Here is a 14601-nt window from a genome sequence, read left to right as displayed (position 1 = left end):
GACGGATCGGCGCGCGCCGATCCGCCGGCCGGGTACGGCGCTCAGCCGCGCTCGACCAGGTGGCCGACCAGCTCCGGGGCGCGCAGCTGGGCGCCCGAGCCGTCGCGGCGCTGGTCGAGGGCCGGGAGGTCGCGCGGCTCGCCCTTCGTGGAGGCGGCGACCGGGCGGGGGCCGATCCAGGCCAGGACCAGGTGGGACTCGCCCTTGAGGAAGCGCTGGGCGCGCACGCCGCCCGTGGCGCGGCCCTTCGCCGGATACAGGCGCAGGGGGGTGACCTTGGCGTTGCCCATGGTGGCGGTGACGACCATCGGCTCGCCGTGCTCCGGGTCCTTCGTGGTGACGGCGCCGAAGAACAGCACGGTGGTGTCCGGGGCGAGGCTGATGCCGGCCATGCCGCCGCCCTTCAGGCCCTGCGAGCGGACCAGGTTGGCCGGGAAGCGCAGCAGCGAGGCGTCGGAGCTGACGAAGGCCAGGGTCTCGGCGCCGTCGGTGAGCCAGGTGGCGCCGACCACCTCGTCGCCGTCGCGCAGGCCGATGACCTCGAACTCGTCGGCGCGGACCGGCCACTCGGGGGCGCAGATCTTCACCATGCCGGCGCGGGTGCCCAGGGCCAGGCCGGGGGAGCCGGACTCGGCGCCGCGGTCGGTGAGCGGGGCCAGGCCGACCACCTTCTCGCCGGACTCCAGCGGGACCAGCTCCGCGGTGGACATGCCGCCGCGCAGGGAGACCGTGCCGGGCTGGTCGGGCAGGACCGGCAGCGGCAGCACGTCGACCTTGAAGGCGCGGCCGCGGCTGGTGACCAGCAGGACCTGGCCGCGGGCGGTGGTGTGCACCACGGCGCGGACCGTGTCGTGCTTGTCCCGGCCGGCCTTGCGGCTGCCCTCCGGGGCCTCCTCGGACTCGGCGGCGGTGCGGGCCACCAGGCCGGTCGCCGACAGCAGCACCTGGCACGGGTCGTCGCTGACCTCGAGCGGGCCGGCCGGCACGGACGCGGCGAGGACCTCCTTGAGGTCGCCGTCGATGAGGGTGGTGCGGCGGGGCTGGCCGTGCTCCTTGACCACCGCGGCCAGTTCGTCGGAGACGACCTTCTTGAGCACCTTCTCGTCGTCGAGGATCCGGCTCAGGGCGGCGATCTCCTCGTTGAGCCGCTGCTGCTCGGCCTCCAGCTCGATGCGGTCGTAGCGGGTGAGCCGGCGCAGCGGGGTGTCGAGGATGTAGGTGGCCTGGACGTCGGTCAGGCCGAACTCGCTCATCAGGCCGGCCTTGGCGGCCGCCGCGTTGTCGCTGTCGCGGATCAGGGCGATCACGCGGTCGATGTCGAGCAGGGCGATGAGCAGGCCGTCGACGAGGTGCAGGCGGTCCTGGCGCTTCTTGCGGCGGAACTCGGTGCGCCGGGTGACCACCTCGTAGCGGTGCTCGAGGAACACCTCCAGCAGCGCCTTGAGCCCGAGGGTCCGCGGCTGGCCGTTGACCAGCACGAGGTTGTTGACGCCGAAGGACTGCTCGAGCGGGGTGAGCCGGTAGAGGTCGGCCAGCAGGGCCTGCGGGTTGACGCCGACCTTGCACTCGATGACCAGCCGGGTGCCGTTCTCCCGGTCGGTGAGGTCCTTGACGTCGGCGATGCCCTGCAGCCGCTTGGTCTTGTTGACCTCGTCGGTGATCTTCTCGATGACCTTCTCGGTGCCGATGCCATACGGCAGCTCGGTCACCGTGATCGCCTGCCGCCCGCGGCTGCCCTCCAGCAGCCCGACCTCGACCCGGCCGCGCATGCGCACCACGCCGCGCCCGGTCTCGTAGGCCCGGCGCACCTCGTCCAGGCCGAGCAGCAGCCCGCCGGTGGGCAGGTCGGGGCCGGGGACGAACTCCATCAGCTTGTCCAGCGTGGCCGCCGGGTGGTTGATCAGCCAGCGGGCCGCGGCGACGACCTCGCCCAGGTTGTGCGGGATCATGTTGGTCGCCATGCCGACCGCGATCCCGGACGAGCCGTTGACCAGCAGGTTGGGGAAGGCCGCGGGCAGCACCGAGGGCTCATCGAGGGAGCCGTCGTAGTTGGGCCGGAAGTCGACGGTGCCCTCGTCGAGCTCGCCGACGAGCAGCATCGCCTCGCGCGACATCCGGGCCTCGGTATACCGCGACGCCGCCGGCCCGTCGTCCGGGGAGCCGAAGTTGCCGTGCCCGTCGATGAGCGGCACGTTGAGCGAGAAGTCCTGGGCCATGCGGACCATGGCGTCGTAGATCGCGACGTCGCCGTGCGGGTGGTACTTACCCATCACGTCACCGACGACCCGGGAGGACTTCACGTGCCCGCGGTCGGGCCGGTGGCCCTGCTCGCTCATCGAGAACAGGATCCGGCGGTGCACCGGCTTGAGCCCGTCCCGCGCGTCGGGCAGGGCGCGGGAGTGGATGACGGAGTACGCGTACTCCAGATACGAATCCTCGACCTCGGTGGTGAGCGGGTTGTCGAGCACCCGCGCGCCCGCCTGATCGAAAGCGGACAGGTCGGCCTTGACCGCCTTGGTGGTCCTGCGTGCCATGGTGAAGAAACGGCCTTCCGGTCTCAGGCGTCGATGGTCTCTTGGTCGACCCGCTCGGCGGATTCGATCAGCCAGTTCCGGCGGGGCTCGACCCGCTCGCCCATGAGCAGCTCGAGCACCTCCTCGGCGGCCTCGACGTCCTCCAGCGTGATGCGCCGCACCGCGCGGGTCGCCGGGTTCATCGTGGTCTCCCACAGCTCGTCGGCGTCCATCTCGCCCAGACCCTTGAACCGGGGGATCGGCGTCACGACCTGCTTGCCGGCCTTCTCCAGCCGGGCCACGGTGCTGATCATCTCCTGCTGCGTGTACGTGTAGATCGTCTCCGAGTTGCGGCCCTTGGTGACGATCTTGTGCAGCGGCGGGACGGCCGCATACAGCCGCCCGTCGGCGATCACGGGCCGCATGTACTTGGCGAACAGCGTGATCAGCAGCGTGCGGATGTGCGAGCCGTCGACGTCGGCGTCGGCCATGATCAGGATGCGGCCGTAGCGCATGGTCTCGAGGTCGAAGGTGCGCCCGGAGCCGGCCCCGAGCACCTGCACGATCGCCGAGCACTCCTGGTTGTCCAGCACCTGCTGGATGTTGGCCTTCTGCACGTTGAGGATCTTGCCGCGGATCGGCAGCAGCGCCTGGTACTCCGACGAGCGCGCCATCCGCGCGGTGCCCAGCGCGCTGTCGCCCTCGACGATGAACAGCTCGCTGCGGTGCACCCCGGTGGAGCGGCAGTCGACCAGCTTGGCCGGCATCGACGCGCCCTCGAGGGCCGTCTTGCGCCGGGCCGCGTCCTTCTGCTGCTTCTGCGTGAGCCGCACCCGGGCCGCGTCGACGATCTTCTGCAGCACGGTGCGCGCCTCGACCTTGGTCTTGCGCGCCTCGATCCAGGCCTTGAGGTGCTGCTCGACGACCTGCTGCACGACCCGGGTCACCGGGGCGGTGGACAGCTCGTCCTTGGTCTGGGAGGTGAACTGTGGCTCGGGGATGCGCACGTGGATGACCGCGGTCATGCCCTCGAGCACGTCGTCGATGGTCGGCAGATCCTCCTTGGGCCGCAGCAGGCCACGGGTGTTGCGGATCGCCTCGGTCAGCGCCCGCACCGCGCCCCGCTCGAAGCCGCGCCGGTGGGTGCCGCCGTGCATGTTGCGGATGGTGTTGGTGAAGGACTCGACCACGCGGTCGTAGCCGGTGCCCCAGCGCAGCGCGATCTCGACCTCGGCCCGCCGCTCCACGTTGGCCTTCATCACGCCGTTCTCGTCGGCGGCGTTCTCCTTGTACTGACCCTCGCCGTTGATGAGCAGCGTCCCGCAGACCGGCTTGTCCCCGCTCGGGGCGAGGAACTCCACCATGTCGGACAGCCCATCGGGGTAGTGGTACGTCTCGGTGGTGATCGAGCCCTGGGTGGCGTCCTTGAGCACGTAGGTCACGCCCGGCACGAGGAACGCGGTGTTGCGCAGCTTGGCCCGCACCGCCTCCGGGTCGAGCGCGGCGGCGGACTCGAAATACCGCGGGTCGTGCCAGTAGCGGATCGAGGTGCCCGTCGCCGAGCCGCGCTTCATCCGGCCCTGCACCGTCAGCCCGCCGCGACGGGTGAACTTCGCCACGGCCCCCGCCCCGTCGAAGTCGCCCGGCACGCCGTGCTGGAACGACATGTGGTGGACCTTGCCGTCCTGGCGGACGGTCACCTCGAAGCGGGTCGACAGCGCGTTGACCGCGGAGGCGCCGACGCCGTGCAGGCCGCCGGAGGTCTTGTACCCCGACCCGCCGAACTTCCCGCCCGCGTGCAGCCGGGTCAGCACCAGCTCGACGCCGGACATTCCCGACTTCGTATGCACGCCGACCGGGATGCCGCGGCCGTCGTCATCGACCTGCACCGACCCGTCGGCGTGCAGCGTCACCTCGACCTGGGTGGCGTGTCCGGCGATGCCCTCGTCGGTGGAGTTGTCCACGATCTCGTTGAAGAGGTGGGCGACGCCCCGGCTGTCGGTCGAGCCGATGTACATGCCCGGGCGCTTGCGGACGGCGTCCAGGCCTTCGAGGAGCGTGAGGTCGTCTGCCCCGTACAAGGTCTCGGGTTGTGCGGTCAACTCGACTCTCTCCAATGGTCCTGGTCCCTGTGCTGCCCGCGAGCGTAGCTCCAGGGTCTGACATTTTCGTGGCGCCCTCGCCGCGTGTGGTGTCCGACGCGCCCGATTTCCGAATCGGCGGAGCATCGAACCACGGGCTGGTGGCCGTCGATGCTCGCAGCGAACCGATCCGGCCGCCCGGGCGAGGTGCATCGCCGTGACCGCTTGCACACTGCCGCCCACCACGGGCGCCGGCGATCAGGCGGCAGCGCGCCGAGCGTCTGCGGCATCGAACACATGTACAGCGACATGACATACTACTGCGCCCGAGCCCGAACCGGCCGACCGCCACGCGGTACTAGAAACGCAGCTGCGCCCGTCCGCCGCTGAACTCCCGCAGCGCCGCCAGGATCTCGTCCTCCGAGCGGTCGGCGAAGGTGAGCGTCGCGGTGTGGCGCTCACCGGTCCGAGGCCGCACGCTGACGACCTTCTCCAGCAGCCGGCGCCCGCGGTGGATCTCGGCGACCTGCTCCCACGGCAGCCAGGTGACGCTGCGGCGCAGCCCCACGCGCCGGACCCACACCCCGGCCGGCGAGACCCCGAGGATGGGCCCGCCCGCGGTGTGGGCGATCAGGTGCAGCGCCAGGGCGGTGCCGAACGTGACGACCAGGCACGACATGCCGGCCACGAGCAGCACGATGTCGCCGCTGGTGTGCTCCGGCCCGTCCGCGGTCAGCGTCAGCGCGGCCGGGCAGCCGATCACGAAGAGCAGGGCCACCACCAGCGGCACGAAGACGAGCGCCCGCCGCAACACGCTCGGCCGCACCAGGAACGGCACGTTGTCCGGGATGCGGGTGGCCGTGGCGGCGGGCGGGGGAGCGGGGCGGGGCGAGGGGGCGGCGGCCGGCGGCAGTGCGGGGCGGCGGTTCCAGACCGGCGGGCGCGGCCCCTGGGAGTGGGGCGAGTCTTCGCTCACCGCGACACCTTACGACGCGATATCGCGAGCCGTCACGGGCCGCCGGTGCGCTCGACCCACGACGTGTAGCCGCGGTTGGCGTCGCTGCTGCCGTCGATGTAGTACTCGCGCAGGTCGGTGCGGAACATGAACACCCACGCGAAGACCAGCAGTGCGACCGCGAGCAGCCCGGTCACGCCGTGCAGGTTCGTGTACCAGTCGGGCACGGCCTGCGCGTATTCGGCCCGCAGCAGCTCGGGCTCCTCACCGGTCGGGGCCACCGCCCACTGTGGCCCGCCGACCAGGAAACACAGGGTCGCCAGCGTGATGAGCGGGGCGGCGACCCACACGGCGACCCGGACCTTGTTGGTCGGGCGGCGCACGAACAGGGTGATGACGGCCAGCGCGAGCACGGAGACCGCGGCGACGGCCAGGGTGTTCACGATGTCGGTGTGCACCCGCGTGACCTGCGCCTCGGACACCAGCCGGAAGTGCTGCCGCCCGAGGTGGACCAGCGCCGCGGCCGACAGCGAGACGTCCAGCGCGAGCAGCGCGGTCGCCGCGGTGATGGCCCAGTGGACCAGCCGTACCTGTGTGGACACCCGCATGCGACGCCTCCCCCGAGTCGGGTTCCACCGTAGTACGCCGGCCAGGTTCCCGCGCCCCCTTTGCGTGCCATGCAGTCATCGACGTGGATGCCGACGGGTGCTCACAGCCGCTCCTACAGCCACCCGGACTTGCGGAACAAGCGGTGCAGGAACAGCATCGCGCTCGCCATGACCGCGACGATCAGCCCGTAGCCGAACTGCCAGTGCAACTCGGGCATGTGGTCGAAGTTCATGCCGTAGATCCCGGCGATCGCGGTGGGCACCGCGGCGATGGCGGCCCACGCGGCGATCTTGCGCATGTCGTTGTTCTGGTCGAGCCCGACCTGCGCCAGCCGGGCCTGCAGGATCGAGTCCAGCAACTCGTCGTACGACGCGACGCGCTCCACCACCTGCTGGAGCCTGCCGTGCACGTCCTGGAAGTACTGTCGCAGACCCGGCGGCAGGTCGGAGCCCGCGTCGAGCATCGCGCGCAGCGGCGCCTGCAGCGGCAGCACCGCCCGCTTGAACTCGACCAGCTCGCGCTTGAGCTGGTAGATCTGCTGCACGTCGCAGCCGCCGTGGCGCAGGAACGCGGTCTCCTCGAGCTTCTCCACGTCCTGCTCGACCCGGGTCGACACCTCGTGGTAGACCTCGACCATCCGCTCGATCACCGCGTAGCCGACCGACCACGGACCGAGTCCCAGCAGGCCCGGGCGCCGCTGCAGCCCCTCGCGCACGTCCGCGAGCGCCCCGGCCCCGCCGTGGCGCACCGAGACGACGAAGTGCCGGCCGATGAGCAGGGTCACCGCGCCGGTGTCGACGACCTCGGAGGTCTCGGTGAGCTCGGCGTGCTCGACGTACCGCGCCGTGCGCACGGTGAGCGCCGTCACCTCGCCGCGCCGCTCGATGGCCGGGCGCCGGTCGGTCGCCATGGTCTTCTCGACGGTGGCCTCGTCGACGCCGGCGACCTCGGCGACCGCCGCGAACTGGGCCCAGCTCGGCTCGAACAGGCCCAGCCAGACGAAGCCGTTGCGCCGGCGGCGGGCGGCGGCGTAGGCGTCGGCGAACGAGGGCCGGCCCGGCTGGCGGCTGCCGCGCACGTACAGCGCGCAGTCCATCACCGCCGCGTCCTCCTCGGGCCGCGGGAGCAGGCTGGGCAGGTGCTCGGGCGCCTGCAGGCGCAGTAGCACGCGGCCGATCAGCCGGCCGACCTTCCGCCCGGGGCCAACCTTCGCTTCGTTCATGAGCGGTCACGGTACCGCCGCGGCGCTCGCGCCGTATCACGGTGTCGGGCCGCTGCCGGGCCGTGTCGGTCGCGTATCGGGGCCGTGTCGGCGGGGGCGCGCAACGTTGCCGGCATGACGAACGAACCGATGGTCGAGGCCGTGGGCCTTGCCAAGAGCTTCGGCCAGACCCGGGCGCTGCAGGGCGTCGACCTGGCCATCCCGCAGGGGACCGTGCACGGGGTGCTCGGCCCGAACGGCGCCGGCAAGACCACCGCCGTGCGCATCCTGTCCACGCTGCTGCGCCCCGACGCCGGGCGCGCCCGCATCGCCGGGCACGACGTGGTCCGCGACGCCGAGCGGGTGCGCGCGTCGATCGGGCTGACCGGGCAGTACGCCTCGGTCGACGAGGACCTCACCGGCCGGCAGAACCTGGTGCTCTTCGGCACCCTGCTCGACCTGGGCCGCAAGGGCGCCCGGGCCCGGGCCGCCGAGCTGCTGGAGTGGTTCGACCTGACCGGGGCCGCGGACCGGCCGGCCAAGACGTACTCGGGCGGCATGCGCCGCCGCCTGGACCTGGCCGCGAGCCTCGTCGGCCGGCCCGACGTGATCTTCCTCGACGAGCCGACGACCGGGCTCGACCCGGCCAAGCGGGAAGACATGTGGGGGGTCGTGCGGTCGCTGGTGCGCGACGGGTCGACCGTGCTGCTCACCACGCAGTACCTCGAGGAGGCCGAGGCCCTGGCGGACGAGATCACGGTCATCGACCACGGCCGGGTCATCGCCAACGACACGCCGCAGCGGCTCAAGCGCCGGGTCGGCGGCCAGACCCTGGAGGTGCGCCCGGCCGACGAGCGCGACCTGCCCCGCACCGCCGAGATTCTCGCCATGGTCTCCTCCGGCGCCGCCCCCGAGGCGCTGCGCGACGGGAAGCTGGCCGTGCCCGTCTCCGGCGACGCCGCGATGGCCGAGGCCGTGGCCCGGCTCACCGCGGAGGGCATCGGCGTGACCGAGCTCTCCCTGCACCTGCCCTCGCTCGACGAGGTCTTCTTCGCCCTCACGTCCGGCTCGTCCAACACGATCAAGGAGTTCGCGGCGTGACCGCTTGCCGCGGCCCTGTCACCGCTTTGTCTCCGGAAGGAAGAACAGCATGAGCACCATCGCCCTCAACCGCCCCGCCGCCAAGCCGTTCAAGCTCATCCGCCACTCGCTGGAGCTCACCAGGCGCAGCCTCATCAAGACCTGGCGCACGCCCGAGGCGCTCATCGACGTCACCGTCCAGCCCGGGCTGTTCTTGATCATCTTCGTGTACATCTTCGGCGGCGCCGTCTCCGGCTCCACCCACAGCTACCTGCAGTTCCTGATGCCGGGCGTCCTTGCCCAGACCATCGCCATGGGCGCCATCTCGATCGGCGTGAACCTCAACACCGACATCGAGAAGGGCATCTTCGACCGGTTCCGCTCGCTCCCCATCCCCAGATCCGCGCCCCTGATCGGCGCGGTGTTCGGCGACGTGGTGCGGTACGTCCTCGTCTCGATCTCGACCTTCGCCTTCGCCTACGCCATGGGCTTCCGCCTCGGCAGCGACCCCCTGCACGCCGTGGCCGGCTGCCTGCTGGCGGTCCTGTTCGGGCTGTGCCTCAGCTGGGCCCCGGTCTTCCTCGGCATGATCGTGCGGACCTCGGGCGCCGTGCAGGGCATCGGCTTCCTCACCGTGCTGCCGCTCACCTTCGCCTCGAACGTGTTCGTCGGCGTCGGCACGCTGCCCGGCTGGATGCAGGGGTTCGTGCGCAACAACCCCCTCACGCACCTGGTGGAGGCGATGCGGGGGCTGTTCCTCGGTACCCCGGGCTACCTGCCCCACGTGTGGTGGACGCTCGGCTGGTGCGCGGCGCTGGTGGTGGTGTTCATGCCGCTCGCGCTGGCCGCCTACCGGCGCAAGGTCTGAAGCAGCGCGTCGGCGCGTTCCCGGATGCGGTCGGTGACCTCGGTCACCGGCCGCTCGCGCCATTCGTCGAGCCGGGCCGCCCGGGCGTCGGCGTCGCCGAGCGCCGCGTCCACCCGGGGGTCGGTGCCGCCGCCGAAGAGGGACTGGATCTGGGCCGCGCACCGCTCGCCGAGCGCCCACAGCTCGCGGGCGGCGTCGTCGTCGCCGAGGTGCGCGGCCAGCGCCGCCGCGCCGATCGACCACGAGCCCAGCCCGGGCACGTCGATCCCGCTGAGCGCCTCCTCGCGGGTGGCCTCCAGCAGCTCCACCGCCCGCCGCCGGGCCGGGCCGTCGCCGGTCCGCAGGCACAGCACCGCGGCGGTCGCCCCGACCACCATCCGGATCTGCGGCACCGGCGCCGGCACGCCCAGCGTGTTGGCGTGGGCCCAGGCCCGCTCGGCGTGCGCGACCATGTCGGCCGGGCGCCCGTGCCGCCAGGCGTGCTGGGCCAGCCCGAGGTTGGCCTGGGTGGCGTCCAGCGCCGGCAGGCCGTCCGGCCGCGGGGCGGGGGCCGGCGCGTCAGCGACCGCCCGCAGCCGCTCGGCCGCGTCGTCATCGCCGTCCTGGGCCAGCTGCGCGTCGAGCAGCACGCGCATGGAGCCCGCGTCCTCGGCCGCGCCGAGCAGCTCCATGTGCCGGGCCCCGCGGCGCAGCCATTCGCTGCCGCCGGGCACCCACTGCGCGCCGATCGTCTGGGCGATCATGCCCATGCCCCAGTGGTCCCCGGCCTCCTCGAAGCGCCGGTAGGCCAGCTCCGCCTCGGCGGTGCGCCGGGCCTGGTCGATCAGCTCGCCCCGGTTCTCCCGGATGGCCACGCGCAGGAACAGCCCGAAGCCCTGCACGTAGGGATCGGGGTGGGCGGTCATCGCCTCGGCGGCCCGCAGCGCCTCGGCGAGGTCGGACTGGCCCAGGGCGGGCAGGAGCCGGGAGAGCGCCGCCGCCCGCTCGGACACCTCGCCGCCCCGCTCGGCCAGCAGCCGGCGCACCAGGCGCAGCGCGACGACGTACAGCCGGTGCGCGTCGGTGGCGAAGGCGTTGAGCCCGCCGATCGCGCAGGCCCAGGCCAGCCGGTCGGGGTCGGCCCGGTGGACCAGGTCGGCCCCGCGCCGGGCGGCGGGGTCGTCCACGAGCAGCAGCCGGCGGGCCCAGGGCACGACCTCCTGGTGCAGCCCGCGGACCGTCCACAGGCTGAACAGCGTCACCGCGATCGCGAACGCCGCCGGGTCGTCGCCGTCCACGGCCCGGCGCAGCCCGGCCACCAGGTTGTCCTGGTCGGCCGAGGCGCGGGCGATCGCGGCCAGCTGGGCCGGGCCGACCATCGCGGCGTGCAGCCGGGTCGCCTCCTCGCCGGCCCACGCCACCAGGCCGTCCAGGGCGGCGTCGCGTCCGCCGGAGGCGCCCAGGCGGGCCTCGCCGTATTCCCGCACCGTTTCCAGCATGCGGTACCGCGGGGTGCCGTCGTCGCCCTGCTCCAGCACCAGCAGCGACTGCTCGACGAGGGCGGCCAGGCGCTGGCGGGGCAGCCCGCTGACCCGCTCGGCGGCCTCGGCGGTGAACGCGGCCGGGATGACCGCGAGGCGCTCCAGCAGCACCCGCTCGTCCGGGCCGAGCAGCTCGCGGCTCCAGTCGACCATCGCCCACAGGCTGGCGTGGCGCTCGGGCAGGCCGCGCAGCGCGGTGTCGAGCAGCCCGAACCGGTCGTCCAGGCCGGCCAGCACGTCCTCGATCGGCATGTGTCGCAGGCGGGCCGCGGCCAGCTCCAGCGCCAGGGGGAGGTTGTCCAGGCGGTGGCACAGCCGCAGTACGGCATCGTCGCGATCGGCGGCCAGCCGCCCTCCGCCGGCCTGGGCCCGCGCGGTCAGCAGCGCCGCGGCGGCCGCGTCGTCGAGGGTGTCCAGCCGGTGCACCACCTCGCCGGCCAGCCCGAGCGGCGCCCGGCTGGTGGCCAGGACCGCCACCTCGTCGGCCGCGGCGAGCAGGTCGGCGGCGGCGCCGGCCGCGCCGTCGAGCACGTGCTCGCAGTTGTCGAGCACGACCAGGCCGGTGATGTCCTGCAGCCGTTCGGCCGCCGGGCGCGGGCTCGGGTCGGCCGCGGCCAGCAGCGCCGGCAGCACCTCGGCCGGGGTGCGCAGGCCGGCCAGCTCGACGACGTGCACCGGGGTCCCGTCGGCGGCGCTGCGGCGGGCCACCTCGGCGGCGAGGCGCGTCTTGCCGGCCCCGCCGACCGCGACGACGGTGACCAGCGGCGCCTCGCCGAGCGCCTTGCGGATCGCTGTCACGTCCTGCTCGCGGCCGAGCATCGGCGTGCTCGCCCGCCGCCAGGCTACGGGCAGCCTCGGCTTGGTAACGGACAGCTGCCCGCGCAGCAGGGCGACGTGCGCCTCGGCGACCGCGGGGGACGGGTCGGTGCCGTACTCCTCGACCAGGGTCTCGCGCAGCCGCTCCATCACGGCGAGGGCCTCGGCCTGGCGGCCCTGGGCGGCGAGCAGGCGCATCAGGTGGGCCGCGGACGGCTCGTGCGGCGGGTGGCGCCCGGCCAGGCGGCGCAGGTCGGCCTCGTCGGCGCGGGCCGCCGCCACCTCGGCGAAGAGCGCGGCGGTGGCGTCGTCGGCCAGGTCGGGCGCCTCCGGGAACAGGGCCCGGGCGCCGTCGGGGTCGCCGCCGGCCAGCCGGGCCCGGACCAGCGCCGTGTCGAGCTCCACGTCCTGCGGCGGCACCCGGTAGCCGCCCGGGACGGCGGCGACGGGCAGGCCGAGGCGGCGGGCCCGGGCGATGAGGGCGTGGACGGCGCCGGCGGCGTCGTCGGGCGGGGCGCCGCCCCACACGGCCTCGGCGAGCAGGGCCGGGGTCAGGGTGCGGCCGCGGGCCTCGACCAGGGCCCGGACGACGGCGGCGAGCCGCTCACCGCGGACCGGCCGGTCGTCGAGGGCCAACTCGCCCAGGGTGGTGATCCGCACCGGGCAAGCATGCCATCAGGGGCGGTCTAACCGCGGCGGTGGGCGGGCACCGGCCGGTCGTCCAGCAGCGCGTACATGATGGTGCCGAGCACCACCAGCGTCCCGGCGAACACGGCCCAGCCCAGCGCGATCCCGGCCACGACGACCACGACGCTCTGGATGACGAGGGCGGTGACCGCCATGCCACGGGCGCGCCGGTCGCGGGCGGCCGCGGCGCCGAGGCCGGCGGCCAGCACCACGAGCAGCACCGCCAGCCCGATCCCCGCGACCTTCACGGCGGGCGAGGCGACGGAGGGATCGGTGCCGTTGAGCGACATCGAGTACGCGTCGATCACCCCGCCGAGGGCGACGAGCACCACGCCGATGGCCAGGCCCTCGAGCAGGATCCCGACGGCCGCGAGGAGCAACGCCAGCGTTCGCATCGAGACAAGTTACTCTCAGGTAGCGAGAGTATTCAAGGGCTTCTACCTCAGGTAGGCCGGGGACTCCGCATCCGGGACCAGGATCGCCGCCGCCCCGGTGCCGTCGGCCGGCACCGACCAGACGTCGGCGTGGTCGGCGTCGCGGTGCAGCCCGTACATGACGGTGTGGTCGTCGAGCCAGGCGATCTGGTCGTCGACCGAGCGCGTCTCGGCCAGCACGGTCGGGTGCAGGGTGGCGAGGTCGAGCACCGCCGGCCGCCAGCCCTTCGCGGGGTCCCCGCCGACCGCCTGCTTGAAGGCGATCCGCGTGCCGTCGGGCGACAGCGACGGGCACTCCACGTTCTGCGCCAGGGTCTTCATGGTGCGGGCCTGGAAGTCGCCCTGGACGAGGTACCGGTGCCCGGCGCTCGCCATCGTGGCGTAGAACGTGCGGTCGTCGGGGGCGATCGTGACGCCCCAGTAGTTGATGTCGGCGGCCTGGTACGCCTTGCCGTCCCGGGTCAGCGCGAAGTCCTCGAGCGTCTCCGCGACCATGTCGCCGGTGCTCGTGTCCAGCACGCCGACGCGGGTGGAGAACTGCCCGTTGTTGTACGAGTCGCCGGTGACGAAGGCGGTCCAGGCGACCAGCCGGCCGTCGGCGGAGACCCGGGCCCGGTTCGGCACGCCGACCATCGGGTAGGCGTCGCGCTGCTCCAGGTGCCGGCCGAGCACGGCGATCTGGTACGAGGCGAGTGGTCCGTCGGGCCGCAGGCAGATGGCGGTGCCGGCCGCGGCGTACACCCGGTTGCACGTCACCGCGGAGACCTTGCGTCCTTGCCGGGGCGCGCCGGCGTCGACGACGGCGAGGTGCCCCATCGACCCGTCGGCGGTGCTGCGGACCAGCAGCTTCGGCCCGGGCGCGATGTCGACGTCCTCGCTGGCGGCGGCCGCGGCGTCGTTGCGGTGCGCGGCCCGGTTGATGTATACGCCGGCCCCGACGGCCAGCGCCGCGGCAACGATCGACGTCAGCAAGATCTTACGCATGTTTTGTCGTACCCCTGCGGAGAATAGATGTCACGAGGGCAAGCGCGGTCAGGGCGGCCCCGGCGGCGGCGCACAGGGCCGGGCCCGGGCCCCACCACTGCCACGCCGCCCCGAAGAGGATGGAGGAACCCAGGTATGCCAGCGACTGCCCGCTCTGCACCAGCGCGATCCCGGTGGTCTTCAACGCCTCCGGCAGCAGCGGCCCGGCGAGGGCCATCAGCACGCCGTCGGTCGCCGCGTAGAACGCCCCGTAGAGCGCCACCGTGACCACGAGCCCGGCCGTCCCGCCGCCCCCGGCCGCGAGCAGGCCGTAGACGACGGCGAGCGCGGCGAACCCGCCGAGGTAGACCCGAGCCCGGCCGACCCGGTCGGCGAGGTGCCCCAAGGGCACGGCGAGGAGGAGGTACGCCAGGTTGGTGCCCACGGCCAGCAGCGGGAACCATCCCGTGGCGATGGCGTGGTGGCGCTGCAGCACGAGGTAGACGAAGCCGTCGCCGATGGTGGCGAGGCCCATGACGGTCGCGGCGATCACGACCATCCGGAAGTCCCGGCGCCGCAGCAGCGCGAACGCCGCGCCGAGCGACACTCCCGGCTTGCCGGCGGCCGTGTGGTGTCCGGCGGCGTCGAGCGGGACGGGTTCGTGCGCGGGGCTGTCCGGCTCGGCGGTGGACCGTGCGTTGGCGGCTTCGGACCGGGGGTCTGCGGCGGCTGCGGTGGCGCCCGTTGTGGCGGCCTGGGTGGTGGTGGCCGCGGTCGTGGCGGCTGCTGTGGTGGCGCGCGCTGCTGCGGTGGCTCGGTCGGCGCCCGGCGGAGCGGCGGTGGCGTGCGCGGCGGCGGCGGTCGTGGGCCGCGC

General features: G+C 73.5%; 11 protein-coding genes. 2 read left to right on the top strand and 9 right to left on the bottom strand.

Annotation, left to right across the window (positions count from 1 at the left end; all coding sequences use genetic code 11):
- Window positions 1-41: 41 nt before the first annotated feature.
- The 5 genes from AB0M46_RS48965 to AB0M46_RS48945 all read right to left on the bottom strand — a co-directional run bounded on the left by AB0M46_RS48965 (window position 42) and on the right by AB0M46_RS48945 (window position 7380).
- The gene (locus AB0M46_RS48965) at window positions 42-2534 is read right to left on the bottom strand and encodes a DNA topoisomerase IV subunit A (RefSeq protein WP_363348184.1); all 2493 of its coding nucleotides are present in this window, start codon (window positions 2532-2534) and stop codon (window positions 42-44) included.
- Between the two features lie 23 nt (window positions 2535-2557).
- Window positions 2558-4615, bottom strand: a complete 2058-nt coding sequence (locus tag AB0M46_RS48960; protein ID WP_363348182.1) for a DNA topoisomerase IV subunit B — start codon at window positions 4613-4615, stop codon at window positions 2558-2560.
- Window positions 4616-4952: 337 nt separating this feature from the next.
- Window positions 4953-5570 carry a hypothetical protein gene (locus AB0M46_RS48955; RefSeq protein ID WP_363348180.1) on the bottom strand — a complete coding sequence of 206 codons (618 nt, stop codon included), beginning with the start codon at window positions 5568-5570 and terminating at the stop codon, window positions 4953-4955.
- 32 nt (window positions 5571-5602) lie between these two features.
- Window positions 5603-6157, bottom strand: a complete 555-nt coding sequence (locus AB0M46_RS48950; RefSeq protein ID WP_363348178.1) for a hypothetical protein — start codon at window positions 6155-6157, stop codon at window positions 5603-5605.
- A 113-nt stretch (window positions 6158-6270) separates the two neighbouring features.
- Complete coding sequence (locus tag AB0M46_RS48945; RefSeq protein ID WP_363348176.1) at window positions 6271-7380, bottom strand: magnesium and cobalt transport protein CorA; 1110 nt, start codon at window positions 7378-7380, stop codon at window positions 6271-6273.
- Between the two features lie 114 nt (window positions 7381-7494).
- Between AB0M46_RS48945 and AB0M46_RS48940 the strand changes: the two genes are divergently transcribed.
- Complete coding sequence (locus AB0M46_RS48940; protein WP_363348174.1) at window positions 7495-8460, top strand: ATP-binding cassette domain-containing protein; 966 nt, start codon at window positions 7495-7497, stop codon at window positions 8458-8460.
- 49 nt (window positions 8461-8509) lie between these two features.
- The gene (locus AB0M46_RS48935; protein ID WP_363348172.1) at window positions 8510-9307 is read left to right on the top strand and encodes an ABC transporter permease; all 798 of its coding nucleotides are present in this window, start codon (window positions 8510-8512) and stop codon (window positions 9305-9307) included.
- Here AB0M46_RS48935 and AB0M46_RS48930 read toward each other — a convergent pair.
- From AB0M46_RS48930 to AB0M46_RS48915, 4 genes are all read right to left on the bottom strand, one after another.
- Window positions 9289-12303 (bottom strand): BTAD domain-containing putative transcriptional regulator, encoded by a 3015-nt coding sequence (locus AB0M46_RS48930; RefSeq protein WP_363348170.1) that lies wholly within the window; start codon window positions 12301-12303, stop codon window positions 9289-9291. The genes AB0M46_RS48935 and AB0M46_RS48930 overlap by 19 nt on opposite strands.
- A gap of 26 nt (window positions 12304-12329) precedes the next feature.
- The gene (locus AB0M46_RS48925; protein ID WP_363348168.1) at window positions 12330-12725 is read right to left on the bottom strand and encodes a hypothetical protein; all 396 of its coding nucleotides are present in this window, start codon (window positions 12723-12725) and stop codon (window positions 12330-12332) included.
- 42 nt (window positions 12726-12767) lie between these two features.
- Complete coding sequence (locus AB0M46_RS48920) at window positions 12768-13748, bottom strand: hypothetical protein (RefSeq protein ID WP_363348166.1); 981 nt, start codon at window positions 13746-13748, stop codon at window positions 12768-12770.
- Window positions 13741-14601, bottom strand: an 861-nt coding sequence (locus AB0M46_RS48915; protein ID WP_363348164.1) for an MFS transporter, incomplete at its 5' end; no start/stop codon positions are given. The genes AB0M46_RS48915 and AB0M46_RS48920, both read right to left, overlap by 8 nt.

It is taken from the genome of Dactylosporangium sp. NPDC051485, assembly GCF_040682015.1.
Taxonomy (GTDB): domain Bacteria; phylum Actinomycetota; class Actinomycetes; order Mycobacteriales; family Micromonosporaceae; genus Dactylosporangium.
Note: the sequence above shows the minus strand (reverse complement) of the source record. Positions and strands in the feature narration are given on the sequence as shown.

Coding starts and splice junctions, on each gene's coding strand:
- AB0M46_RS48935 (WP_363348172.1), top strand. CDS start 8,510: ATGAGCACCATCGCCCTCAACCGCCCCGCCGCCAAGCCGTTCAAGCTC.
- AB0M46_RS48940 (WP_363348174.1), top strand. CDS start 7,495: ATGACGAACGAACCGATGGTCGAGGCCGTGGGCCTTGCCAAGAGCTTC.
- AB0M46_RS48945 (WP_363348176.1), bottom strand. CDS start 7,380: ATGAACGAAGCGAAGGTTGGCCCCGGGCGGAAGGTCGGCCGGCTGATC.
- AB0M46_RS48950 (WP_363348178.1), bottom strand. CDS start 6,157: ATGCGGGTGTCCACACAGGTACGGCTGGTCCACTGGGCCATCACCGCG.
- AB0M46_RS48965 (WP_363348184.1), bottom strand. CDS start 2,534: ATGGCACGCAGGACCACCAAGGCGGTCAAGGCCGACCTGTCCGCTTTC.
- AB0M46_RS48925 (WP_363348168.1), bottom strand. CDS start 12,725: ATGCGAACGCTGGCGTTGCTCCTCGCGGCCGTCGGGATCCTGCTCGAG.
- AB0M46_RS48920 (WP_363348166.1), bottom strand. CDS start 13,748: ATGCGTAAGATCTTGCTGACGTCGATCGTTGCCGCGGCGCTGGCCGTC.